The following is a 25,463-nucleotide window of genomic DNA, read 5'->3' as shown; positions in this document are numbered from 1 at the left end:
ATAACAAATATGTTACTTATTGAGGCTCACACACAGTAAAATCTACTTTTTTAAAACTTCGGCTATAGCCTTACCTATTTCAGACGGTGACACGACAACTTTTACGCCGGCTGCTTCAAGCGCCGCCATTTTCTCAGCTGCAGTCCCTGCCCCGCCGCTTATAATAGCCCCTGCATGACCCATTCTTTTACCTTTAGGTGCAGTTTGACCTGCAATAAAAGCAACAACAGGTTTTGTAATATGTTCTTTTATATATGCTGCCGCTTGGATCTCAAGATCTCCGCCGATTTCACCAATCATAACGATTGCGTGTGTATCAGGGTCTGCCTCAAACATCGGAAGAAGTTGTTTATATGAAAGACCGATAATTGGGTCGCCGCCGATACCTACAGCAGTTGAAATACCAAAACCTTCTCTGCAAACTTGGTTGGCACCCTCATAAGTAAGAGTTCCGGATTTTGAGATAAGTCCTACATTTCCTTTTTTGAAAATCATACCCGGCATAATCCCGATTTTACACTCCTCTGCAGTAATGATACCCGGGCAGTTTGGTCCGATTGTTTTCATATTGTGTTTAACTGCATAAGCTTTAGCAGCCTGCATATCTCTTACCGGTGCACCCTCAGTAATGATAACCGCAAGTTCAATTCCTGCATCAGCAGCTTCCATAACAGCATCTGCAACGAATGCAGGCGGAACAAATATCATAGAAACGGTTGCACCTGTAGTTTGTACAGCCTCTTTTACGGTATTAAATACAGGTTGACCTAAATGCTCAGTTCCGCCCTTGTTTGGCGTAACACCGCCGACTATCTTTGTTCCGTATGCCAAACACTGCTCAGCGTGAAAAGAACCCTCTTTTCCCGTAAAACCTTGAACGATTACTTTTGTGTCTTTATTTACTAATATACTCATAAATCCCCTCCTTACTTAGCTTGTTTTGCAGCTGCTACTGCTTTTGCAGCACCATCAGCCAAGTCTGTAGCTGCTATAACATTTGCAATATTTGCATTTCTTAAAATCTCTGCGGCTTCCGGCGCATTTGTACCGTCAAGACGCACGATTACAGGTACATGAACATCTACAAGTTTTGTAGCTTCTAAGATACCGTTTGCAATACGGTCACATCTTACGATTCCACCGAATATATTTACAAATATTGCTTTTACTTTAGGATTTTTAAGAATTATCTCAAAACCTTTTGCAACAGTCTCAGCATTTGCTTTTCCGCCGACATCAAGGAAGTTTGCAGGAGTTCCGCCCATATAGTTGATTGTATCCATAGTACCCATTGCAAGCCCTGCTCCGTTTACCATACAACCGATTTCACCATCAAGCGATACATAGCTAAGTCCGTATTCTCCTGCTTCTCTCTCGTCAGCATCCTCTTCGCTTATATCTCTCATCGCTTCGATGTCAGGATGACGACCGAGTGCAGAATCATCAAATCCCATTTTTCCGTCAAGCGCTAAAAATTCACCGCTTCCAGTTTTTACAAGAGGGTTAATCTCTATCATCTCCGCATCATTTTCCATATATAATTTATATAGTTTTGAAGCAAAGCTTATAAGTTTTTTTTGCTCATTTGGGTCAGTTATACCTAAACCAAAAACAAGCTCTCTTCCATGAAAACCTTGAAAACCGATAGCAGGATCTACTGCGATTTTGATAATCTTCTCAGGAGTGTCATGTGCAACATCTTCTATTGCCATACCGCCCTCTGTAGAAGCCATGATTACAGGCATCTCTTTTGCGCGGTCAAGAACAACACCAAGATACAACTCATCTTTGATGTCTGCACCGTCTTCGATGTAGAGTTTTTGAACAAGTTTACCCTCTGGTCCTGTTTGGTGAGTAACCAAAGTCATTCCAAGAATTTCACGAGAAAGTTTTTCAACTTCTTCAATTGAGCGAGCAAGTTTAACACCACCGCCTAGTCCACGACCGCCTGCATGGATTTGAGCTTTAACAACCCAGATAGGACCGCCTAATACTTTCGCATTTTCAACTGCCTGCTCTACACTCTCAGCCATCAGACCTTTTGGTGTCGGTACACCGTACTTAGCAAAAATTTGCTTTGCTTGATATTCATGTATATTCATTCAATTTTTCCTTTTTTTTAATTTAATTACACGCAAAATGAGCAAAGCCCATTTTACTACGCTTGCCGCTGTGGCACAAAACGAAGTTTCTTTAGAAAAGCCAGCCTCTTACGAGGCAGAGAACTTATTTTATGCTTTTGGCGAGATCATATCTTGTGGTATTACATATTTATCAAACTCTTCGGCACTCAGCAGACCAAGTTCTATCGCTGTTTCCTTTAGAGTTGAACCGTTTTTATGCGCAGTTTTTGCTATTTTTGCCGCATTTTCATAACCTATATAAGGGTTAAGTGCAGTCACAAGCATAAGTGAATTGTTTAGATAAAAATCTATTTTGTCTTCAACCGGCTCTATTCCGACAGCACAATTATCATTAAATGAAACAATAGAATCTGCTAGCAAACGACATGATTGTAAAAAGTTGTACGCAATTACAGGTTTAAATACATTTAGTTGAAAATTTCCCTGACTTGCCGCAAAACCGATTGTCGTGTCATTCCCCATAACTTGACATGTAACCATAGTTACTGCTTCAGATTGCGTTGGGTTTACTTTACCAGGCATAATTGAAGAGCCCGGCTCATTTTCAGGGATAGTAATCTCACCTATTCCACATCTAGGACCAGAAGCCAACCAGCGAACATCGTTTGCTATCTTCATCATATCTGCCGAGAGTGCTTTTAGAGCACCGTGTGCATAAACTAAAGCATCATGAGAAGTTAGCGCATGAAACTTATTCGGTGCAGTTACAAAATCATGTCCCGTAAGCTCTGTTAGTTTACAAGCTACTCTCTCTCCAAGCTCAGGATGGGCATTAAGTCCCGTTCCAACCGCAGTTCCGCCGAGTGCAAGCTCACGAACGGCTTCAAGAGAATCTTTTGCCATTTTTTCACATTTGTTTAGCATCTCAACCCAGCCGCTAATCTCTTGACCAAGAGTTAAAGGTGTAGCATCTTGCAGGTGCGTTCGTCCGATTTTAACGATATGGTCGAACTTTTGTGACTTCTCAATCAGCGTTGCTTTAAGTTTAGCAATAGCAGGCAAAACACGAGTCTCTACCGCAATAACTGCCGCTACATGAAGAGCCGTCGGATATGTGTCGTTTGAGCTTTGAGATTTATTTACATCATCATTTGCATGAATTAACTTCTCTACTCTAAAATCACCGCCGAGAATCTCGGTAGCACGATTTGCCAGAACTTCATTGTTGTTCATATTTGATTGCGTGCCCGAACCTGTTTGCCAGACAACAAGAGGGTATTCGCCATCTAGTTTTCCAGATAGCATATCATCACAAGCCTGTGCGATAGCATCTGCTTTTTTAGCATCTAGTTTGCCTAAATCCTTGTTTACGATAGCAACTGCTTTTTTGAGATATGAAAATGCTCTTGTTATCTCGTATGGCATTTTCTCTTCACCGATTGCAAAATTCTCTATTGATCTTTGAGTTTGAGCAGCCCAATAAGCATCAAACGGAACTGCAATCTCACCCATTGTATCTTTTTCTATACGCGTACGCAACTCACTCTCCTTTATCAAAAAAATTATTTTTATTTAGCGTGTCAATTAAAGCTCTAACAGAGTTACAAGAGCCTTCAAACATCTTCTTTTCAGATTCGTCAAGAGATATTTCTATAATCTTTTCTGCTCCGTTTGCGCCTAGCATAACCGGTACGCCTGAAACCACATCAGAGTGACCGTACTCACCTTCTAAAAAAACCGCGCACGGATGAATCTGTTTCGTATCTTTAAGTATCGCTTCAACCATTATAGTCGTAGATCTTGCAGGTGCATAATATGCCGAACCTGTTTTAAGATGTCCTACAATCTCTGCTCCGCCGTTTCTTGTACGCATAACAATTTCATCAATTTCATTAGCAGTTAAAAGATTTGTTAAAGGAACACCTGCAACAGTCGAATAGCGCGGAAGCGGAACCATATCATCACCATGTCCTCCCATAACCGAAGCACGAATTTGACCGCCGCCGTAGCCAAGTTTTTCTTGAATAAAACTAGCCATTCTAGCACTATCTAATACCCCTGCCATCCCGATAATGCGGCTTCTCTCAAAACCGCTCTCTCTAAGTGCCACATACGTCATAGCATCTAACGGATTTGAGACCATAATTATAATTGCATCAGGAGAGTATTTCGCGATACCTTCTATAACTTCTTTTGTAATCTTTGCGTTAATCATAAGCAGATCATCACGACTCATACCCGGAAGTCTCGGACTTCCTGCAGTTACAACCACAACATCACAATTAGTTAAATCTGACATATCCTCAGCCACACTAACTACCGTATGACTTCTAACAGCTGCAGCAGCCTGACTCATATCAAGCGCTTTACCTTTAGCAACATCAATCTTGTTATCACGAAGAATTATTTCATGACAAGAACCAAGCATTGCTAAAGAGTATGCTACCGTTGCGCCTACATTTCCGGCACCTACTATTCCTACTCTTTTTCCTTGATTCATATAGACTCCTTGAGATAAAATTGTAATGCATCACTCAAATACACTTAAAACATATGCTATCACAAATGAGTTTAGTATATTTCTAAAACACTACGCGTAAAGACATTTTTTTGCCTTTTTTATAAAACTAAACAGTTTCATAAAAAAAAGAAAAAAATAGACAGAGCTTTTTTTCTCTGTCTATCTAATGATATTAAATGCTATCAATAATTGTATTAAGCGTTGCAGACGGTCTCATCGCTTTGTCAGCTTTTAAATCATCCGGTCTATAGTATCCGCCGATATCTTGAGCTTTACCCTCAACAGCCATTAACTCTTCCATAATCTTAGCTTCATTCTCTTTAAGCGCTTTTGCTACAGGAGCAAATTTAGCCGCAAGAGCCGGTGCTTTAGTTTGGTTTGCCAGAGCCTCTGCCCAATACTGTGCTACAAAGAAGTGAGAAGCTTTATTGTCAGGCTCTCCTGCACTTCTTCCAGGCGCTTTATTATTATCCAAATAACCTGCGTTTGCAACATCAAGAGCTTCTGTTACAGCTTCTAACTCTTTTGAGTTATGTTTTTGAGCAATAAATCTTAGTGACTCTGCAAGTGCTAAGAACTCTCCTAAAGAATCCCATCTTAAGTGTCCTTCGTTAACAAACTGCTCAACATGTTTTGGAGCCGATCCGCCTGCACCTGTTTCAAATACACCGCCACCTGATAGAAGTGGAACGATTGATAACATTTTTGCAGAAGTTCCAAGCTCTAAGATTGGGAAAAGGTCTGTTAAATAGTCTCTTAAAACATTTCCTGTTGCAGAAATAGTATCAAGCCCTGCTCTAACTCTTCTCAAACTATATCTCATAGCTTGTTTTGGAGCTAAAATCTCATATTCAATCGGAGTTTTTGCCAAATGAGCAGGTAAATAATCCATTAGTTTTTTGATTAGATTTGCATCATGCGGTCTAAATGTATCTAGCCAGAAAATAACCGGACTTCCTGTTAAAACACCTCTCTCATGAGAAAGTTTTATCCAGTCTTTAATAGCAGCATCTTTAGCTCTGCTCATTCTCCAAATATCGCCTTTTTCTACATTGTGGCTCATTAAAACTGTGCCGTCTGCGTCAACAACTTCAACGATACCATCTTCTGAAATCTCAAAAGTTGTAGGGTGAGAACCGTACTCTTCTGCTTTTTGCGCCATTAAACCGACATTTGCAACATTACCCATAGTTGTTACATCAAATTGACCGTTTTTAACACAATCATTAACTATCTCTTCATAAAAAGTTGCATAAGTTCTATCCGGAATTACAGAAACACACTCTTGAACTTTACCCTCGGCATTCCACATTTTTCCGCCGTCACGAACTACAACCGGCATAGAAGCATCGATGATAATGTCGTTTGAAGCGTGTAGATTTGTAATACCTTTGTCCGAATCAACCATCGCCATATTCGGCTGAGTTTTGTAAGTTGCCATGATAGCCGCTTCAATCTCTACTCTTTTTGCTTCTGGTAATTTTGTAAGTTTTTTGTACAAATCACCTAAACCTAAAGTTGAGCTGTAACCAATCTCTTTAAGCTCCGCTGCATATTTTGCGAAAACATCTTTGAAAAACACTTCAACAGCATGACCGAACATAATAGGGTCAGAGATTTTCATCATAGTTGCTTTTAGGTGCAATGACCAAAGAACATCTTTAGCTTTTGCTTCATCTAATGTCTCTTGAAAAAATGCTCTAAGAGCTTTTGCCGACATAAATGTACCGTCTAAGATTTCGCTATCTACTGCATTTATCTCTTTTAAACATTTACCGTTTAAGTTAATCATAACTTTTGAGTTACCGCTTTTGATAACTGATTGCTCATTTTCATAAAAATCATTGCTTGACATATGAGAAACATAAGCTTTTGAGTTTTCACTAAATGCTCTTAACTTATGCGGATTTTTCTTAGCAAAGTTTTTAACCGCAGCAGCAGCTCTTCTATCTGAATTTCCCTCACGAAGAACCGGATTAACAGCACTTCCTAAACAAGTAGAATATTTCTCCTTAATCGCTTTTTCTTCATCGGTTTTAGCATCTTCTGGATATTCAGGAAGATCATATCCCTGAGATTTAAGTTCAGCGATACAAGCTTTTAGCTGTGGAATCGAAGCTGAAATATTTGGTAGTTTTATAATATTACACTCTGGGTCTTGTACCATTTCACCAAGTTCGCCAAGAGCATCATTTTGTTTTTGCTCCGGTTTTAATACATCAGAAAATGTAGCAATAACTCTGCCTGAAAGTGATATGTCACTCAACTCTACATCTACGCCTGCGTTTTTTGTAAAAGCTTTTACTATCGGTAAAAGCGAATATGTTGCTAAAGCCGGTGCTTCATCTATTTTTGACCAAATAATTTTTGACATCTTTCATCCTTGGTTAATATTTTGTTTTTTACTCAAAGAGTACACTTTGATAAAAACTTACAAGGTGTATCTTACCACTTAAGACAAACAATATGTGATTAGATTACTCAACTATCTAGTTTTATTTTAAATATGTTTCATTTGGTAGCACGCATTATATTGGTTAAATGTGTAGAATAGTTACGCGTAAATTCATGCGTTCCGTTCTTTGATTTTACAAAATAGAGATAATCTGTATTTGCCGGAAATATTGCAGCCTTTATCGCTTCAATACTTACATTGCATACCGGAAACTCAGGAATACCGCTGTGCAGGTATGTATTATAGATTGAAGTGTCCTCTTTTATCCTTGTTGAAGTGACTTTAATGTGTGAATATTTGCCATAATTTAGAGTTCCGTCCATCTGAAGTTTCATACCTAGTTTAAGTCTGTTATAAATAACAGAACTCACAAGCGGCATCTCTTCTATATTTGCAGATTCCTTTTGAATAATAGACGCGATTGTTACGATTTGTAACCATTTTTTCTCATTGTATATTCCAAAAGCTTTCATTGATAATTTTTTCATATTTGATAATGATTCGTTTAATAAAATTTTAATGACTAGCTTCTCACTTATACCAATCGGTATACTGTATGTATCAGGAACAAACACACCTTCAGGGTATTGTGACTGTAGCTCATATTCGCTCTGAAGTATATTTCTGTTTAACTTAAGCTCCTCTGCCAACTGATCTAAAAATATATAAGTTGTCTCACCGGGTATTAATGTAATATTTTGCAAAGCCGCTTTTGCAGTTACAAGCTTGTATAAAAAATCTCCTCTTGTGTTACAAGTAGACCCAATATTTATCCATCCGCTTTGAGGAGAGCCGATTACTCTCAATAATAGCGCATCAATTTTACTTACATCATAATTATTATTTTGCATTTGTGTTATAATCTTACTAATAGAACCTTTGGAAATATATATAATCTTGGGGGAATCAATAGGCTTATTTAGGTAGTAGATGAACGACAACATAATTATTAGTGCAATATCAAAAATCCAATTTATACTCGTCAGTATTTTTTCTTTCATATTTTTAATACTCTTTGCATCATTTATACTTTTACAAAACGGAATATATATAGACAATATATCATTTCAAAATGTTAAAGTTGAGAAATTATACATTAAATGGGATGAAAAAATAAGCGTAGTTGCTAAAGAACTTCATTTTGCAAAAGAAAAAAAGAGAGATGATTCTGAGATAGAGTACGAAAAAATCATTAAAATAATAAATAGTACGCTCCCCTTTACGGTTTGGTTTAAAGAAATAATCATTGAGAAAATGTCACTAAACGATACGGATTGTGTAATTCGGTACACGGACGACGAGAAAGGGCTTTTACATATATCTTCGCCGGATTTTATCTTAAACAGTTCGCTTCTTTTGGAGAAAGGTCTGCTTACTCTAAAAATTGATGAGCTAAAAGCAATTAAAAAAGATGTAACTATTGATGGAAATATTTCCTTTGATATAAAAGAGAAGTTAAAATTCACAACGACATTAAACATAACTATACATAATGATACAAAACTCAATTTATTAGCTTACGGCGATACAAAAAAACTATCATACAAGGTAGAGTCAAACGAAAATATAAAAGATACAAGACAAATCGTAGATCTGTTTGATGTCCACCCTGATGTTAAATACTGGATATATGACGCGATAGAGATGTCAAGTCTCTCGCTAAATGAACTCTACGGTTGGATTGAATATGAAAATCTTGACAAAGCATACTTAAATCTATATGCAAAAGCAGTAGCGAATGACTTAACCTACACATACGATAAAAAAGTAGATTCGGTTCGCACGACAAAGACAGATTTAGAGTTTAAAGAGGGCGTACTCTATATAAGACCGCAAAATGCCTACTCATATAACTTCTTTTTAGATAAAAGCTGGTTAAAAATTGATTTTTCAAAAAAAGAGGAACTCTTAACGCTCTACCTTCTTTTTAAAGGTAAAGTAAATAAAGAACTCCTTAGCCTGCTTGATAGATATAAAATCAAACTGCCGTTTATTCAAAACAGAGGCGAAGTAGATACAAATTTGACACTCGATATAAACCTAATTACTTTAGGCGTCGAGGCTGTAGGAGATTTTTATGCAAAAGAGGCTCAAATAAATTATTTAGGCTTAGATATAGATATATTTGATGCACATGTATTTTTAAAAAATTACGATGTAAAAGTAAACAATATGGCTGCAAAATATAGCGATATTGCCGCTTCGCATGTAGATTTGGATTTTAATGCTAAAGAGTCTGAAGGTAAATTGACTTTTAGATTTGACACCATAGACTCAAAAGAAAATAGCTTAACACTCCTAAAAAACAAAGAGCCGTTAGTTGCAACTTATAGTATATCGCCTAAACAGGATTATCTCACTATTGACAAATCCATGTGGAGATTTAAAGAACAAACTCTATATATAGATACTATGCAGATACCATTTGATATAAAAGAACTTAGTGCGACTATCCCGCAAACTTTAGTAGAAGTTCCAAATCTCTTATCGGCAGTCGTAGCGGGAGATATATTTTTTAATTCCAAAAAAGCAGATTTTGACATTGATTTGCTAAAGTTTAACTATCTTGATATATCGTTAGACAAATTAATACCCTCTTTTAGCCTTGCATACGATACTAACAAGCTGACACTCTCTTCAAAAAAAGAGATTAAATTGAAGATTGAAGATAAAAAATTAACCCTTGAAAATCTAACGGCAAATATTACACCGGACATAATTCAAGTTAAAAATCTATTTTTAAATTTTGAAGATATTTTAAAATCAGAAATAAGCAGTGAGTACAATTTGGCAAATTCCAAGGGAGTGATAAATCTTCAAAATTTAGAGTTTAGAAATGATAGCTTCGGCGAAATTTTAAAAACCGATGAAAATATACGACTTTTAGTCGGAAATAAAAACAATAAAACTTCAATCAGTTCAAAAGAGCTTGATTTTGAGTATTTATTTAGTAATGACGAGTGGAAAGTAACTCTAAATTCTATCGATAAAATAGCCAAATACTCAAATATTCTAAAAGAGTATGGCATAACAAACGGAAATTTTATACTGCAGAAAAAAAGCGATGAAGAGAGTATGAAATTTTTACTAAATACCAATCACAAATATAAAATTCTTGCAACAAAAAATAAGCCTGTTGAGAGTTACGCCATAAACGGTGAGTTTAACGGTAAAACCAAAGAGACGAGTTTTAAAATTAATGATTTAATAGCCGTAGAGATAAAAAAAGATATAAAAATTAAAGCAGACGGTATCGGAATAAATTTAGATGAAGTGTTAAATTTTTCTGCCGATAGAAATAACACGCAAGAGACAAAAAACAGCAGCGACATCTATTTTGAAGCAAAAAACTCATATATACGCCTAAGCGAAAACAGACATATAGTATCAGATACTATTAGTTTTAAATATATTGACGAAGATTTAAATGCCGAACTTACGCATAAAAACGGAAAAGCTTTCTTAAAATTAAGAGATGATATACTGCATCTATACGGAGAAAATTTTGATGATGAGTTTATGGGAGAGTTGTTTGCTCTCTCGAAGTTTAAAGGCGGCTCTTTAGAGTTTTATATCAACGGTTCAACCAAAGAGTACAACGGTGTTCTTTATGTAAAAGATACCACTATTCTTGATTATAAGATTTTAAATAATATTTTGGCATTCGTAAATACCGTTCCATCACTTGTCACATTTTCTCTTCCCGGATACAACCAAAACGGAATAGCTGCAAAAAATGCATATCTTAATTTTAAATTTAAAGATGACATATATAAAATAAATAATCTTCACCTTAACTCAAAAGAGATTGAAATCGTAGGCGTTGGAGAGGCAAGCATAAAAAACAACAACATAAATATGGATCTAAATTTAAAGACAGGTTTGGGCAGCTCAATTTCAAAAATACCGCTAATAGGTCATATCTTGCTAGGCAAAGAAAATCTCTCAACTACTCTAAAACTTAGCGGCACTCTCGAGAATCCTGATGTTAATACTCAAATAACCAAAGATATTGCAGCAGCACCGTTTAATATAATCAAAAGAGCGCTTATGTATCCGTTTCAACTATTTAACAGCGAAGAAGAAAAAGAAGAAAAGAAATAAACTTTTTCTACTCATTTCTAAGAACTGTTAAAATGTCAACTTCACTTGCTTTTTTTGCCGGATAAAATGAAGAGACGACGACGATTACAAATGCTCCAAAAACGATAAGAAGGAAATCTTTAACACTCAAATCAAGCGGCAGAGTAGATGTCGGATAGACATCTTTTGGCAGATGAACTATGTCAAATGTACTAAGTACCCATAAACCGCTCATACCAAGAACTATTCCTGCCAAAATACCGCTAACACCGATGACTATACCCAAGTATAGAAATACTTTTTTAATCTCTGCAGATGTTGCGCCAAGAGATAGTAGAAGTGCTATTTCGCTTCTTCTATTCATTACTGTCATTAGAAGTGAAGATATTATATTTATGGCTGCAATGAGTATTATCAGCATTAATACGATAAAAAGAGAAGCTTTTTCCAACTCTAAAGCCGCAAAAAAGTTTACATTCTCTTCCCACCACCCTTTTATAGTCACGCTTTGCGGAAGAATTTCTTTAATCTTCAGTATATCGACCTGCGGATTGTTTGAGTAGATATGTATTCCGCTATATTGATCGCTCGGCAAATTCATAATCGCTTGAAGCGACGAAAGAGTCGTATAATTATAAGCTTTGTCATAAGCGGAGAGTCCCGACTCAAAAAAAGTACTAACATTAAATCTTTTGATTTTTGGAGTAACAGACATTCCTCCCGGCTCTACATGAGTAAATATATACATCAATTTATCACCCTCATAAAGATTAAATTCATCTTTTAATGCTTTACCGACCAATACATCAAATTTATCAAAGGTGCTATCCTTTATAGCCTCTTTTAAAACGCTGTTTACTTTGGCTTCACTCTTAAAATCAACACCGAAGATATAGCCGCCCTCTAGTTTTGAACCGCTCCTAGCCATAATAGCTGATTGGACATAGGGGCTAAAGCTGAGATTTGGAAACTTTGACTTTAGATTTGAGAGTAACTCTTCATTAACAGAACCGTAAAACTTAGGAATAATGGTTAACGGATAGTTCATTATAGTTAATTTCTTTTTGAACTCATTATCAAAACCGTTCATTAGCGCCATGGCAATCAAAAGTACCATAACACCGAGTGAAATGCCTAAAAATGCCAAAAGTGCAGAGAGAAATATAAACGGCTGCTCATTATCAAACCGTAAAAATCGTTTTACTAAATATGGAACTATTGATGTTTTCAAGAGGCAAACACACCTTTTTTCGGACCGCTTTTACCACAACAGAGCTTATACTTTTTACCGCTTCCACATGGGCAAAGATCGTTTCTGGAGACTTTCTTTTCTACGCTGTTCTCTTCATTATTATAAAGGTTAAACTGAATTGCCGCCTCGTTAATTTTTCTCTGTATATCTAACTGCTCTGCAACTCTTTTTGCTTCTTCCTGCGGATCTTCAACTCTAAATCTAATGATTTGAAGAGTTTTTATAGTGTTAAATTTAATATCTGAGATAAGTTCCGTAAAAAGATTGAAACTCTCTTTTTTATACTCGACAAGAGGGTCTTTTTGGTTATAAGCTCTTAGTCTGATACCTGTTTTCATATTATCCATTGCATAAAGATGCTCTCTCCATGCGCTATCAAGCTCTTTTAGGTAAAGTTCTCTCTCAATCTCGCTGCAGATATCATCATTTAGCACGCTCATCTTATCATCATAAGATTTTTTAACACTTTGTATCACGGCGTCTAAGAGTTCTCTATACTCAAATGAAGAGAAATCTTCCATATTAAGTTCTACGCCAATCTCCTCATGAAGCAATTTGAAAACTTTTTCCAAATTGAAATCCTCTTTTGCTCCGCCGTCAAAAATATCACAACCGTTTAAAATATGTTCTATATAATCAACTCTTAATTCATTAATTTTCGATGAGATATCAAATTCTGAATCAAGAAGCTGATTTCTAAATTTATAAACAATTTTTCTCTGCTCATTTGCAACATCATCATACTCAACAATCTGTTTTCTGCCCTCATAGTGCATATTTTCAACTTTTTTCTGAGCTTTTTCAACCGCGCGGGTAACCATTTTCGACTCTATATATTCACCGTCTTCAACACCGAGTCTCTCCATAATACTTTTAATCTTATCGCTTCCGAAAATTCGAAGAAGATTATCCTCCAACGAGAGATAAAACTGTGTCGTACCCGCATCGCCTTGACGCCCGCTTCGCCCGCGAAGCTGATTGTCGATTCGTCTATTTTCATGTCGCTCAGTCCCTACAATGTAGAGTCCCCCAAGTGCTTTAACTTCATCATTTACTTTAATATCAACACCGCGACCAGCCATATTCGTAGCAATCGTCACGGCACCTTTGACACCCGCATTTTTAATTATTTCACCCTCTTGCGCATGATTTTTAGCATTTAAAACCGTATGAGCAATTTTTTCTTTTTTTAACACTTCATGCAATATCTCTGATTTTTCAATAGAAGCGGTACCTATTAGAACCGGCTGACCTGTTTTTGAGAGATTTTTTATGGTATTGATAACAGCTTCAAATTTCTCTTTTTCCGTTTTATAGATTAAGTCATTTAAATCTTTTCTGGAAATAGGTATATTTGTAGGTATTGAAATAACATCAAGAGAGTATATCTGAGCAAATTCAGATGCTTCAGTTTGAGCAGTTCCCGTCATACCTGCTAGTTTGTCATACATTCTAAAATAGTTTTGAAATGTGATATCTGCCAAAGTTTGTGTCTCTTCTTTGATATCAACACCCTCTTTAGCTTCAAGCGCTTGGTGCAGACCCTCAGAGAAACGACGACCTTCACTCAGACGACCCGTAAACTCATCTACGATTACTACCTCGCCGTCGTTTACTACATAATCAACATCTCTCTCAAAAAGATAGTTTGCTTTTAACGCCTGATCAAGGATATGCGAAAGTGAAGCATTTTCGGGACTATAAAGATTTTCAACCTTAAACAGCTCTTCTGCTTTTGTGATACCGTCTTCAGTTAGCAGAACAGTTCTGTCTTTTTCATCAACGCTGAAATGTTCATCTTTTACCAGTTTTAATGCGATTGAATTTGCATCATTAAAATCTCTAAGAGTTCTGTTTGTCGGTCCTGAGATGATTAACGGGGTTCTAGCTTCATCTATTAAAATACTGTCGACTTCATCGACTATAACGAAATTGTGACCTCTTTGAACCATCTGCTCACGAGAATAGCTCATATTGTCTCTTAAATAATCAAACCCAAATTCGTTATTTGTTCCATAAGTTATATCGGCGTTATACACTTCTCTTTTTAAAGAAGAATCATGCATATTTTCCAAGATAACACCTACGCTAAATCCTAAAAATTCATAGAGCGGGCGCATCTCGTTTCCGTCTCTTGAAGCCAAGTAGTCATTGACCGTTACAAGGTGTACACCTTTGCCGCTGATTGCATTAAGAATAATCGGTAAAGTTGCTACCAGCGTCTTACCCTCGCCTGTTTTCATTTCAGCGATTCTGCCCTCATGTAAAACAATCCCTCCGATAAGCTGAACATCGAAATGTCTCATATTTAGAGTTCTTACGCTAGCTTCTCTTGTTATCGCAAAAGAGTCTACTAAAACATCATCTAAACTCTTCTCTCCTGATAAAACGCTCTCTTTAATTTCTGCAAAAGCAGCTTTTAATTCATCATCGTTAAGAGCTTTATACTTACTTTCCAATGCATTTATTTTATTAACAATTTTATAATATTTTTTTAATTCACGATCGTTTGAAGTACCGAAAATCTTACCAATTAATGCTTCTAGCATCCGCAACCTTATTTGTAGAGGGGTGAATCAAACACACCCGTCATTGAATTTCTCTTTATTATACCATTCATATAATTATACTTTGCATAAAGGACGCTCAAAAATTATAAAATGCTTTTTTTAAATCTTAATACTAAACAATATGTAAATAGTTGCTTTGATATAATTTCGTTCTGACACGAAAGTGTCAAGCTTTAGTGCCCGTGCTGCAAGCACAGCTAAGCGGGACTTGTTCCGATTAGCGTTTATAATCCTCTGACACGAAAGTGTCAAGCTTTAGTGCCCGTGCTGCAAGCACAGCTAAGCGGGACTTGTTCCGATTAGCGTTTATAATCAAATAAAAAGGATAAAAGTGAAACACTTTTTTTTAGCAATTTTAATAAGTTTAGAGCTATTTGCATCACTAGACGGCATTACTTCATTTGAAGCAGATTTTACGCAAAGCATTACGGATGATAAAAATAAAACATTGGTTTATAGCGGTCACATAGTTGCACTAAAACCGCAAAATGCAAAATGGAGCTACATAAAGCCTGTAAAAAAAGATGTATTTATAAATAATTTTGAAGTAACGATTGTTGAACCGGAAATAGAACAGGTTATTGTTAAAACATTAGAGTCAAATTTTGATTTTTTTAAAATAATATCAAATGCTAAAAAAATTGAAGAAAATAAATATCTTGCAAACTACAAAAATTCAAAATTTACGATAACTAAAAACGGCTCTTTCATAGAGTCAATATCTTATTTAGACGAATTTGAAAACAGAGTCAAAATAAGTTTTAAAAATCAAAAGCAAAATCAGACTGTCAATAAAGCCGTTTTTACACCGGTTTTTCCTCTAAATTTTGATATAATCAGGGATTAAAGGAAGTCACTTCAACCCTGTTTCGCCCGTTGTTTTTAGCTCTATATAGCGTCTCATCCGTAATTCTATATATCTCGTCTGCCTCTCTTATACACTCTTTTGTGATACAAGTCAGCCCTACGGATATAGAAATATATTTTGAAACACTACTGCCGCTATGCTCTATTTTAAGCTCTTGTATATTTTTACGAAGAGCCTCTGCCCTATCAAGTGCATCTTTTTGGTTATTTGTATAAAACGATACTGCGAACTCTTCGCCGCCTAAGCGATAAACATAATCATTTGCCCGTTTAAAGATTGATTTCATAGCTAAAGATACCGCTTTTAATACTTCATCGCCTCTTTGATGCCCGTATTTATCGTTAAATTGTTTAAAATAGTCTATATCTATAATAAGCAAAACCAGATTTTTATTTTCTCGTTTAGATATTTTATACTCTTTATCGAAATTTGAATTATAAAATCGTCTATTGTATAGTCCTGTTAGAGCATCGGTAATAGAGTACTCTTCTATTCTCTTTTTATCAGTTATATCATGAATTATTGCCGAATATCCCAAAATATTGTTATATTTGTCCATTTGTGGGGTGATGGTGCTCTCGATCCAATACTCTTCACCGTTTTTATTGAGATTTTTAAACTCTCCCTTATATATTTTTCCGCTAAGAATAATCTCCCACATCTTTTTATAGAGCTCTTTTGGCGTATCGGGATGCGAAACGATGGAGTGCGACTTGCCTATAACTTCATCTTTTGAATATCCTGTAATTCTTGTAAATGCGTCACTCACATCCGTAATAATGCCTTTTGTATTTGTTTTTGATGTGATTACATGCTTATCTATAAGTTCTATATATTTTTTATTTATCTCCGAATATTTTGCATCCCGCAAAAATCCGATAATCATATCTATAAAATAGTTAAAATCATCATTATGAACTATTGCATTCTCTTTGATAAGCCCTAGCTGCAAAACACCGAATATTTTTTCATAGCTAATTAGCGGAACCGTGCATACATTCGTAGGCTCTATAACAATAGATTCTATACTGAAACTTCTTGTTTTCTCATCGCTTATATGCGTATGAAGATGTCGCATCTGCGCGGCAGCTTCTCCGATTAGACCCTCTCCTAGTTCAATAATCGGTTTCATTTCATTCGTAGCATAAGATGATGCAAGATAGAGTTTATTGTTCTCTTCATTAAATAGATATATTGCGCCTTGGACAATATTGAATTTTTTAGCAAAAAAGTAGAGTGCGCTAGATGACAACTCCGCGATTGTTTTACACTTCTCCAAATCGTTTTTAAGCTCTATAATCGATGTTAGATTGTTTTTTATCTTTTTTTCACTGCGGGTATAGAGCATATAACCTCTTACCATCGAAATAATAGTTACGACTATAAAGAGAAAAACAGCTGCTCCTATGATTATGCCGTAAAGTTTTGTCTCTTCCAACTCATTTAATTTTTTATTTAATTTTTGATTTAAAAATTCTGCATTTGTGCCGTAAAGCGCAAACATTTTATCGATTACATTCGTCGACAATGTAAAAAATTCGAGCGCATTCATGCTTATATGTTCCGAAACGACGGTTTTTTTAACAAACTCCTGCATTTTTTTAGTTTCATTGTTAATATTGTCAAGCAGAGAGAGAAGCCTTGTTTTTTCTATGTCGTCGTTTATCTCGTTGATGGTTTTATATATCTGTTTTGTATGCTCCTCGCAAAGCAAACAGTTGCTTTGGATTGAATATTTTAATTCCGCATCCGTGACATTTTCCAAGATAGCTTTAGTGGTTTTAGCTCTGATTTTACCTACAACTTCTATGGCATTTGGCAAGTGCTTAAGCATAATTTCGATTAAAAAATATTTATCGCCCTCAGATTCCAATAACAGTTTAGATTTAAATCCCAGATAGTACATCTTCTCTTTTAACTGCTCTATCTCGTATGTATATTTTTGATACAAGATGGTTTTATCCTCTTGATGACTCTGTATTAAGTTTTCAATCTCATCTATTATGTAGCCGTAATCATTATCGTAAAGCACAGGATAAAGCTTGTTGAATTGTTTAATTTCCAGTATATCTTTTTTAACATCAGACTTAATCAATTGAGTATTATTTACTATAACATCCCAGTCCAATTGATTTAGAGATATCTCATCAAACTGGCTATAACCTCTTAATTTTTGAAGTTTTAGTATAAATTTTTGAAGTTTATGTGCAAATTCAACTCCGTCAATCTTATTTTTCGTTTTTTCAATCTCTTGATTGTAGTTAGTTACGAAATTATTAAATAAAAAGAGGGTGCCACCGATTAAAAATAGAACCAATACGGCAAATTTATATATTTTTTCCATCTCTGCTTAACCTAAAAATTTAATTTTTTAGATATTCTAGCAAAAGAAAATAAAATAATAACAATATAACAAAAGTTGTGATTAACGAAATTGATGAGGAAGAGCTAGATTGCTTCACTTCGTCCGCAATGAACATTGCGAGAAAGTATGACGAAGCAATCTAAATTATGCACGAAGTTTATAGTTTATAATCTTTTATAAGATTGAAGTTTAGATATTTGTAGATACTAGCCTCTTTGCCTGCTATCTTCTTAGGAACTATCTCGTTATACTCCGCAGCAGTCGGTAGGCGACCTAGTTTTGCACATACGGCAGCAAGTTCGGCAGAACCTAAATAGACTTTAGTATCTTTACCTAAACGGTTATCAAAGTTACGAGTTGAAGTTGAAAATACAACGGCACCATCAGCAACGCGCGCTTGATTTCCCATACAGAGTGAACATCCCGGAATCTCAGTTCTTGCACCCGAAGATCCAAATACAGCGTAGTAACCCTCTTCTATAAGTTGTTTTTCATCCATTCTTGTCGGCGGACAAATCCATAGTCTTGTCGGAACGGCACCCTCGCCTCTTAAAACTTCACCGAGTGCGCGGTAGTGACCGATATTTGTCATACATGAACCGACAAATACTTCATCTATTTTTGTCGGGCGGTTGCTTGCTAAAACCTCAGATAGTGTCGCTACATCATCCGGATCATTCGGACAAGCTAAAATCGGCTCAGTGATTTTGTTTAAATCAATCTCGATAATCGCTGCATACTCTGCATCTTTATCCGCTTCCATAAGAGTAGGATTTGCCAACCACTCGTTCATTTTGTCTATACGGCGTTGTAGTGTTCGTTTATCTTCATATCCTGCTACAATCATCTGCTCAAGTAAAACAACATTTGATTTGATATACTCGATTACAGGTTCTTTATCTAACTTAACGGTACATGCAGCAGCACTTCTCTCAGCAGACGCGTCTGAAAGCTCAAAAGCTTGTTCACACTTAAGCGTCGGTAAACCTTCAATCTCTAAAATGCGGCCGTTGAAAACATTTTTCTTGTCTTTTTTAGGAACTGTTAAAAGCCCGTCTTTGATTGCTTGATGAGGAATTGCATTTACCAAATCACGAAGAGTGATACCCGGTTGAAGCTCTCCGCTAAATCTTACAAGAACCGACTCAGGCATAGTAAGAGGCATACTTCCCGTAACTGCCGCAAACGCAACGATACCTGAACCGCCCGGAAAAGAGATACCTATCGGGAAGCGAGTATGACTATCTGCACCTGTTCCGACCGTATCAGGTAAAACTAAACGATTTAACCATGAGTGGATAACTCCGTCACCCGGACGAAGTGCAACGCCTGAACGCTTAGATATAAATTCAGGAAGCGTGTGGTGCATCTTAACATCTGACGGTTTAGGATACGCCGCCGTGTGACAGAATGACTGCATAACCATATCTGCACTAAAACCAAGTGCAGCAAGTTCAACTATCTCATCTCTTGTCATAGGACCTGTTGTATCTTGACTTCCTACAGTTGAAGTTACAGGCTCAACATACATATTTGGGCGAACACCTGTCATACCGCAAGCTTTTCCTACCATTTTTTGAGCTAGCGTATAACCTTTGCCGCTATCTGCAGGTTGCTCCGGAGTTAAGAAAATATCGCTTGTGCCAAGACCTAAAACGCCTCTTGCTTTTGCAGTTAACCCGCGTCCGATGATAAGCGGAATACGCCCGCCTGCACGAACTTCATCAACGATTGTGTTTGGGTTTAGCTTAAATGTAGCGATACACTTGCCGTCTTTGTGAGCCTCACCTTTATATGGATAGACCGTGATAACATCGCCCATCTCCATATTTGTAACATCAAGTTCTAACGGCAGTGCACCTGAATCTTCACAAGTAGCAAAGAAAATAGGAGCGATAATTCCGCCAAGAACTACACCGCCCGTGCGTTTATTCGGAACACCGTCTATATCTTCGCCCATATGCCACTGAACAGAGTTTACACCTGATTTTCTCGAACTTCCCGTTCCTACGACATCACCTACATAAGCAATCGGGTGACCTTTTTCTTTTAGTTTTTTGATAGTGCCCATAGGGTCATCCATCTTTGCAACCAGCATAGAGTTTGCATGAAGCGGAATATCTGAACGAGTAAAAGCTTCTGAAGCCGGAGATAAATCATCAGTATTTGTCTCACCCGCAACTTTAAACACTGTCAGCGTCATTGCTTCAGGAAGGGATGGTTTTGATGTAAACCATTCAGCGTTTGCCCACGAGTTCATAACTTCAATAGCAGCAGCATTACCGGCTTTGTATAACTCTTCAACATCGTTAAATGCATCATAAACAAGCAAAGTATGTTTTAAAGCCTCTTTTGCAGCCTCAACTACTTCTTTGTTGCTAGATGTCAATGCGTTAATAATCGGTTTAACATTGTAGCCGCCAAGCATCATACCCATCATTTTTACGGCGGTAGAAGCAGAAATAGCAGCTACACTGATTTTTTCTGACGCAACATCATTTAAAAATGCAGCTTTTACATATGCGGCATCATCGACGCCCGGTGAAACACGATTTGTAAGAAGTGCAACATTTTCATTCATGTCGCCCGCACCTGCTTTAATCATCTCAACCAATGCAACAGTCTGCTCAGCAGAGAGCGGTAATGGTGGAACACCTAGTGTTTCTCTTTGCGCAATATGCGCTTTATACTCTTCAATAAATGCCATCGTTATTCCTGTTTTTAAAATTTAGAAAGATTATAACTAAATATGTAAACAGTAAAACATATATGTTACAAAAGTAAACACAAGCTATCTGTTTTATTTAAAAAGTGTTTATTTTGGTAACATATTGTCTTATGGTATTTCATAACTTAGATTGCTTCGTCGTTCCTCCTTGGCACATGACCGTCATTGCGAACGAAGTGAAGCAATCTAAAAATAAGTCTATTCTTAAAGCTCGTATCCTTTGTCCAAAAACAGCGTCATTACGGCTCTAACGACATCCTGATCATACAACCGCCCTTTATTGCGTGAAATCTCCTGCAGAGCCGGAAAAATCCCAAAACCCGGTCGGTATGGACGGTGGGAGGCCATCGCTTCAATGACATCAGCTATACAAAGGATTCTGGCTTCAATCAAAATATCTTCCCCTTTTAGTCCGTTTGGATATCCTGAACCGTCCATCTTTTCATGATGCTGAAGAATCATCTGTGCAACAGGCCAAGGAAAATCAATCGTATGGAGAATATCATAGCCTGCTTGAGGGTGGGTTTTTATAATGGAAAACTCCGCATCGGTAAGCTTTGAGGGATTAGAGAGGATTTCTGCGGGAACATGGATTTTGCCGATATCATGAACTATACCGGCAATGCGAATACCCTCAATCTGTTTGGTCGGGAGTCCCATTTCCGATGCGATTGCGGCGGCAAGCTTTGCAACTCTTCTCTGATGCCCTGCCGTATATGGGTCCCTCATCTCCACCGTAGCGGCTATGGCGGCAACGGCATTGTCCAAGCTTCCCTCAAGCTTTTCAAGAATGTCGATACGCTCCCTGTTATCACGCATTTTACTGATACCAAAGGCAAGATCGCCAGCCATCTCCATTAGCAGAGCTTCCTCTTTCTCGCCAAGCAGGTTATGCCCCGAAATACTGACAGTAATCGCACCAATTATTTTTTCGGCAACAATGAGCGGGATAGACAACGACTCGACAACTCCTAACTCCAAGGTAATCGGAAGAAGATACTTCGGTATTTCATCAGGAAGATTATGGCGGCGAACAGGTTTTCCACTGCGAATGCAAGTTCCCGTAGGCGCTTGACCGCGCTCATTATCCTCCCATGTAAACTCCAGCTCTCTAAGTTGACTGATCTCAATCCCTCTTGCCGCCAATGGGTGAATCAATTTCTTCGCATCATCCCCCCTTGAGTCCTACCCACGCGGTGCGGTAGCCTCCATAATCAGTCAATGCATCGCACATTGCCTGTGCAAGTGAGACTTCATCGTTGGCACGCACAAGCGCTTGGTTGCCGAGAGAAATGGTATGGTACAGGCGGCTGAGTTGTTCGATATGCTCCTGTGCTTGCGTCATAAAAGTTATATCCGTTAGGTTATGGAGGCTATAGAAATAGTTTCCCGTTTCGTCTGTAATGCAAACACTGCGGGAAAGAAATGTCCTCCCCTCCGGAAGATGAATTTTCTCTTCTTCCTCTTCGCTACATAGCCTATCCATGGCATGTAAACACGCCTCCATCGGTCCTGAACCTTTGGGAAAAACTTCCCAATACGGCTTTCCAATTGATTCTTTCTCAGTTTTGCCCGCACACTCGAAATATGCACGGTTGGCAAGGATGAGACGAAAGTCTTTATCATGCAGAAAAATCGGGTCTGGCGCATTATCGAAAATTCTACGCCAATCAGCTTCTTTCATTTTATACAGCATACTATGAATTTCTCCATTTTAGTGCACATTTTTATATTCGATTAAGTATAGAAGCTTTTAGCTTAAAATATAGGCATATCTAAAAACTTGTCAATTTATACATTCTTTCATTTAATAATATTATTACAGTTCTCTAAATTTCAATTCGGCTTCTATCGTATCTCTATCTTTTCCCATATAGTTACTTTTTAGCCACAACAGATATGAGTCTGGAATATCACAATAGAGCATCCCTCTATATTTTCCAAATTCAACCCTCTCTCTTTGCTGCACATTCAAACTCTTCTCTTGGCATACCGAATCAATAAAACTGTTTTCAATTAATGATATAAATTCGCTAAACTCTAATCTTTTTTGGATTACAAATGTGTATGAGCTAAAATCAAAGATACCTTTTCTTGCTCTAACAAAAGCTTCTATGTTTTGTATCTGTTCTACCGATAACTCTTCTAAATTTTTTACATATACGCTAAATGAGTTAGAAAATTTTGTAAAAATAAAGTACGGTACCGCCATCAGAGAATATCGCGGATACCTTTTGAATTTGGAGAAGATAAGATACCCTCATTTTCCAACTGTTCAATAAGCCTTGCAGATTTGTTATAGCCGATTTGGAGTTTTCTTTGAAGATAGGAGATAGATGTTTTTCTATCCGTTAAGATAACATTTTTTGCCTCATCAAAAAGAGGATCAAGCTCTTCGTATGTATCGCCTGAAGATGAGTAGCTGTTTTCGCTCTCTTCAATTAAAAAACGCTTATCATAATTTGGCGCTCTTTGCGATTTGATGAAGTTGACGATTTTTTCTATCTCCTCTTCCGTACTCCAAGGCGCGTGAAGACGAACAAGTCCTGTTGATCCCGGAGGAGTAAATAGCATATCGCCTTTGCCAAGAAGCGACTCTGCACCTTGTTGGTCTAGTATGATTTTAGAATCTACTTTTTGCCCTACTCTATATGAGATACGAGACGGAAGGTTTGCTTTAATGAGTCCTGTAACGACATCAACGGAAGGTCGCTGAGTTGCTACAACCAAGTGAATTCCAGATGCTCTTGCCATCTGCGCAAGCCTTGCGATGGAGTACTCAACATCTTTTCCGCTCGTCATCATCAAGTCCGCCAACTCATCTATGATAACGACAATGTAAGGAAGATGCTCACCACTCTCTTTTTTAACCTTTTCATTGTAGCTCTCTATATTTTTTGTTCTATTTTCACTCATAAGAGAGTATCGACGCTCCATCTCATAAACCATATTGTTAAGTGCTACAATTGCCTGTTTTGCCTTTGTAATCACCGGGGTTAGCAGATGCGGAATATCATTATAGATAGAAAATTCAAGCATTTTGGGGTCAATCATAAGAAGTCTAAGCTGATCGGGTGAATTTTTATATAAAAGCGAGAGTATCATAGCATTTATACCGACGCTTTTCCCGCTTCCCGTCGTTCCTGCGATTAGAAGATGCGGAAGCTTTTTAAGGTCGGTTATAAAGGGTTTACCGACAATATCTTTACCCAAAACAATAGTCAAAGGAGAAGAGGACTCCTTAAAAATAGCACTGTCAAGCAGCTCTCTTAAGTAAATCGTATCAATCTTCTCGTTTGGTATCTCTATTCCGACTACATCTTTTCCCGGAATCGGAGCTTGAATACGGATAGTCTCTGCACTAAGAGCCATAGCCAAATCATCTTGAAGATTTAAAATGCGAGAAACTTTTACATTCGCGGCAGGTTTAAACTCAAAGGTTGAAACAACGGGTCCGGCATAAGTTCGCACGACATCCCCGTCTATCTTAAAGTGTGCCAATTTTTCTATAAGAAATTTTATCTTGCCGTCAAGCTCGCTCTCATCGACACTGTGAGCTTTGGCATTTGGTTTTTGTAAAAAATCAACAGATGGCAGAGTAAAGTTTTTCGGCTTTTCAACCGCACCCTTTTCTATGGAAGCAAGCAGTTTTGCATTTTCCTCAAGCTCATCGACGACTATGGCATTTTTTTGCTCTTTTATCTCATGGACAAGCTCTAAAATATTGTGTTGAGCCGTTTTTTTTGAAGGTTCGGACTTAGGAGACTCTTCTCTTCTGAGATATGCAGGCGTATCGATTTGGTTATCTTCCTCTTCAAAAACAGGCTCTGCTTTTTTATCTTCTTTAACAGTTTTACCGCTATTTTGCTCTACGGTTTTTTCTATATTTTTTTCTACAATATTTTTACTTTTAATAGGTTTTTTTATCTCTTTGGGAGCAAAAAAATTACTATTTGAAAAGATATCTTTTATGTTTTTTAAAAAAATATCCACTATTTCATGAGCGCTTTTGTCAAAAATAATTACTATAGAGATTGAAGTTATAATTAACCAAAATGTCCAAAGCCCGAATGTTCCGATAAAGGGAGATAAAAAATCTGCAAAACCGGCTCCTACTTCGCCCCGTAAATCATCTTTTATAATCATAGCTTGAGCTAGAAGAGAGGAAAAAAATATCAAAAAAGAAGCTATTGCCAGCTCAATTTTTTCTATGCCTAATCTATTGTTTTTATAAAAAAAGTATAACGGAATCATAAAAGCAAATATATAGATATATGACACATAACCGAAAAATCTATGATTGTATGATGCAAAGACGGCGCCGTAGCTGCCCATCAAAGCCATATCGCCAAAGATCGTAGCAAATCCAAGATAAGCTAATAAACCAAAACTTATTATAAATATAGTATCTCTCAAACTATAACTTCCCTTTTTACTCTAAAAAAATCAATTTCAACCGATGTAACCAAAGGAAAAGAGCCCTTTGGCATAATAAAAATGAAGTATAACAAAAAATGCTTTATAAAGGATTTTTAAA

At 37.0% G+C, this 25,463-nt stretch carries 16 protein-coding genes; 2 read left to right on the top strand and 14 right to left on the bottom strand.

Features of this window, described 5'->3' with window-relative positions; all coding sequences use genetic code 11:
• Positions 1-42 precede the first annotated feature (42 nt).
• The 6 genes from sucD to mltG form a co-directional block, all read right to left on the bottom strand.
• Positions 43-915, bottom strand: a complete 873-nt coding sequence (gene sucD / locus PHQ93_RS02935) for a succinate--CoA ligase subunit alpha (RefSeq protein ID WP_299940638.1) — start codon at positions 913-915, stop codon at positions 43-45.
• Between the two features lie 11 nt (positions 916-926).
• The gene (gene sucC / locus PHQ93_RS02930) at positions 927-2,102 is read right to left on the bottom strand and encodes an ADP-forming succinate--CoA ligase subunit beta (protein WP_299940635.1); all 1,176 of its coding nucleotides are present in this window, start codon (positions 2,100-2,102) and stop codon (positions 927-929) included.
• 129 nt (positions 2,103-2,231) lie between these two features.
• On the bottom strand, positions 2,232-3,623 hold the full coding sequence (fumC, locus tag PHQ93_RS02925; RefSeq protein ID WP_299940632.1) for a class II fumarate hydratase: 1,392 nt from the start codon (positions 3,621-3,623) through the stop codon (positions 2,232-2,234).
• A gap of 1 nt (position 3,624) precedes the next feature.
• Positions 3,625-4,584 (bottom strand): malate dehydrogenase, encoded by a 960-nt coding sequence (gene mdh, locus PHQ93_RS02920; protein WP_299940630.1) that lies wholly within the window; start codon positions 4,582-4,584, stop codon positions 3,625-3,627.
• 193 nt (positions 4,585-4,777) lie between these two features.
• The gene (locus PHQ93_RS02915; protein ID WP_299940627.1) at positions 4,778-6,979 is read right to left on the bottom strand and encodes an NADP-dependent isocitrate dehydrogenase; all 2,202 of its coding nucleotides are present in this window, start codon (positions 6,977-6,979) and stop codon (positions 4,778-4,780) included.
• Between the two features lie 137 nt (positions 6,980-7,116).
• A complete protein-coding gene (gene mltG / locus PHQ93_RS02910; protein ID WP_367278359.1) occupies positions 7,117-8,004 on the bottom strand; it encodes an endolytic transglycosylase MltG in 888 nt (295 codons plus the stop codon).
• Here mltG and PHQ93_RS02905 point away from each other — a divergent pair.
• Positions 7,991-11,164, top strand: coding sequence for an AsmA-like C-terminal domain-containing protein (locus PHQ93_RS02905; protein ID WP_299940623.1), 3,174 nt, complete (start codon positions 7,991-7,993; stop codon positions 11,162-11,164). The genes mltG and PHQ93_RS02905 overlap by 14 nt on opposite strands.
• A gap of 7 nt (positions 11,165-11,171) precedes the next feature.
• Here the strand turns inward: PHQ93_RS02905 and PHQ93_RS02900 are convergent, their stop codons facing one another.
• Together PHQ93_RS02900 and secA are read right to left on the bottom strand one after the other, a co-directional pair.
• Positions 11,172-12,374 carry an ABC transporter permease gene (locus PHQ93_RS02900; protein ID WP_299940620.1) on the bottom strand — a complete coding sequence of 401 codons (1,203 nt, stop codon included), beginning with the start codon at positions 12,372-12,374 and terminating at the stop codon, positions 11,172-11,174.
• Positions 12,371-14,944: a preprotein translocase subunit SecA gene (gene secA, locus PHQ93_RS02895; protein ID WP_299940617.1), complete on the bottom strand. Its 2,574-nt coding sequence runs from the start codon at positions 14,942-14,944 to the stop codon at positions 12,371-12,373. The genes PHQ93_RS02900 and secA overlap by 4 nt, the downstream gene beginning before the upstream one ends.
• 352 nt (positions 14,945-15,296) lie before the next feature.
• Here secA and lolA point away from each other — a divergent pair, with 352 nt between their 5' ends.
• The gene (gene lolA / locus PHQ93_RS02890) at positions 15,297-15,812 is read left to right on the top strand and encodes a LolA-like outer membrane lipoprotein chaperone (protein WP_299940614.1); all 516 of its coding nucleotides are present in this window, start codon (positions 15,297-15,299) and stop codon (positions 15,810-15,812) included.
• On the opposite strand, the gene PHQ93_RS02885 is transcribed toward lolA, so the two are convergent.
• The 6 genes from PHQ93_RS02885 to PHQ93_RS02860 form a co-directional block, all read right to left on the bottom strand.
• Positions 15,802-18,177: a diguanylate cyclase gene (locus tag PHQ93_RS02885; RefSeq protein ID WP_299940611.1), complete on the bottom strand. Its 2,376-nt coding sequence runs from the start codon at positions 18,175-18,177 to the stop codon at positions 15,802-15,804. The two genes, lolA and PHQ93_RS02885, sit on opposite strands and share 11 nt — an antisense overlap.
• Before the next feature lie 178 nt (positions 18,178-18,355).
• Positions 18,356-20,905 carry a bifunctional aconitate hydratase 2/2-methylisocitrate dehydratase gene (gene acnB / locus PHQ93_RS02880; RefSeq protein ID WP_299940608.1) on the bottom strand — a complete coding sequence of 850 codons (2,550 nt, stop codon included), beginning with the start codon at positions 20,903-20,905 and terminating at the stop codon, positions 18,356-18,358.
• A 225-nt stretch (positions 20,906-21,130) separates the two neighbouring features.
• Positions 21,131-22,072 (bottom strand): HD domain-containing phosphohydrolase, encoded by a 942-nt coding sequence (locus tag PHQ93_RS02875; RefSeq protein ID WP_299940831.1) that lies wholly within the window; start codon positions 22,070-22,072, stop codon positions 21,131-21,133.
• A gap of 22 nt (positions 22,073-22,094) precedes the next feature.
• Positions 22,095-22,610 (bottom strand): PAS domain-containing protein, encoded by a 516-nt coding sequence (locus PHQ93_RS02870; protein ID WP_299940606.1) that lies wholly within the window; start codon positions 22,608-22,610, stop codon positions 22,095-22,097.
• A 135-nt stretch (positions 22,611-22,745) separates the two neighbouring features.
• The gene (locus tag PHQ93_RS02865) at positions 22,746-23,138 is read right to left on the bottom strand and encodes a DUF3820 family protein (protein ID WP_299940603.1); all 393 of its coding nucleotides are present in this window, start codon (positions 23,136-23,138) and stop codon (positions 22,746-22,748) included.
• On the bottom strand, positions 23,138-25,342 hold the full coding sequence (locus PHQ93_RS02860) for a DNA translocase FtsK (RefSeq protein ID WP_299940600.1): 2,205 nt from the start codon (positions 25,340-25,342) through the stop codon (positions 23,138-23,140). The genes PHQ93_RS02865 and PHQ93_RS02860 overlap by 1 nt, the downstream gene beginning before the upstream one ends.
• Between the last annotated feature and the right edge of the window lie 121 nt (positions 25,343-25,463).

This window comes from Sulfurimonas sp., assembly GCF_028714975.1.
Taxonomy (GTDB): Bacteria; Campylobacterota; Campylobacteria; order Campylobacterales; family Sulfurimonadaceae; genus Sulfurimonas.
The sequence above is the reverse complement of the archived record's forward strand: the minus strand, read 5'-3'. Positions and strand labels throughout refer to the sequence as shown.

Excerpts from the sequence above, each read along its gene's own strand:
- secA (WP_299940617.1), bottom strand. The coding sequence starts at position 14,944 with ATGCTAGAAGCATTAATTGGTAAGATTTTCGGTACTTCAAACGATCGT.
- PHQ93_RS02865 (WP_299940603.1), bottom strand. The coding sequence starts at position 23,138 with ATGGCGGTACCGTACTTTATTTTTACAAAATTTTCTAACTCATTTAGC.
- acnB (WP_299940608.1), bottom strand. The coding sequence starts at position 20,905 with ATGGCATTTATTGAAGAGTATAAAGCGCATATTGCGCAAAGAGAAACA.
- PHQ93_RS02915 (WP_299940627.1), bottom strand. The coding sequence starts at position 6,979 with ATGTCAAAAATTATTTGGTCAAAAATAGATGAAGCACCGGCTTTAGCA.
- sucC (WP_299940635.1), bottom strand. The coding sequence starts at position 2,102 with ATGAATATACATGAATATCAAGCAAAGCAAATTTTTGCTAAGTACGGT.
- mltG (WP_367278359.1), bottom strand. The coding sequence starts at position 8,004 with ATGTTGTCGTTCATCTACTACCTAAATAAGCCTATTGATTCCCCCAAG.
- PHQ93_RS02905 (WP_299940623.1), top strand. The coding sequence starts at position 7,991 with ATGAACGACAACATAATTATTAGTGCAATATCAAAAATCCAATTTATA.
- sucD (WP_299940638.1), bottom strand. The coding sequence starts at position 915 with ATGAGTATATTAGTAAATAAAGACACAAAAGTAATCGTTCAAGGTTTT.
- mdh (WP_299940630.1), bottom strand. The coding sequence starts at position 4,584 with ATGAATCAAGGAAAAAGAGTAGGAATAGTAGGTGCCGGAAATGTAGGC.
- PHQ93_RS02885 (WP_299940611.1), bottom strand. The coding sequence starts at position 18,177 with ATGGAAAAAATATATAAATTTGCCGTATTGGTTCTATTTTTAATCGGT.
- PHQ93_RS02870 (WP_299940606.1), bottom strand. The coding sequence starts at position 22,610 with ATGAAAGAAGCTGATTGGCGTAGAATTTTCGATAATGCGCCAGACCCG.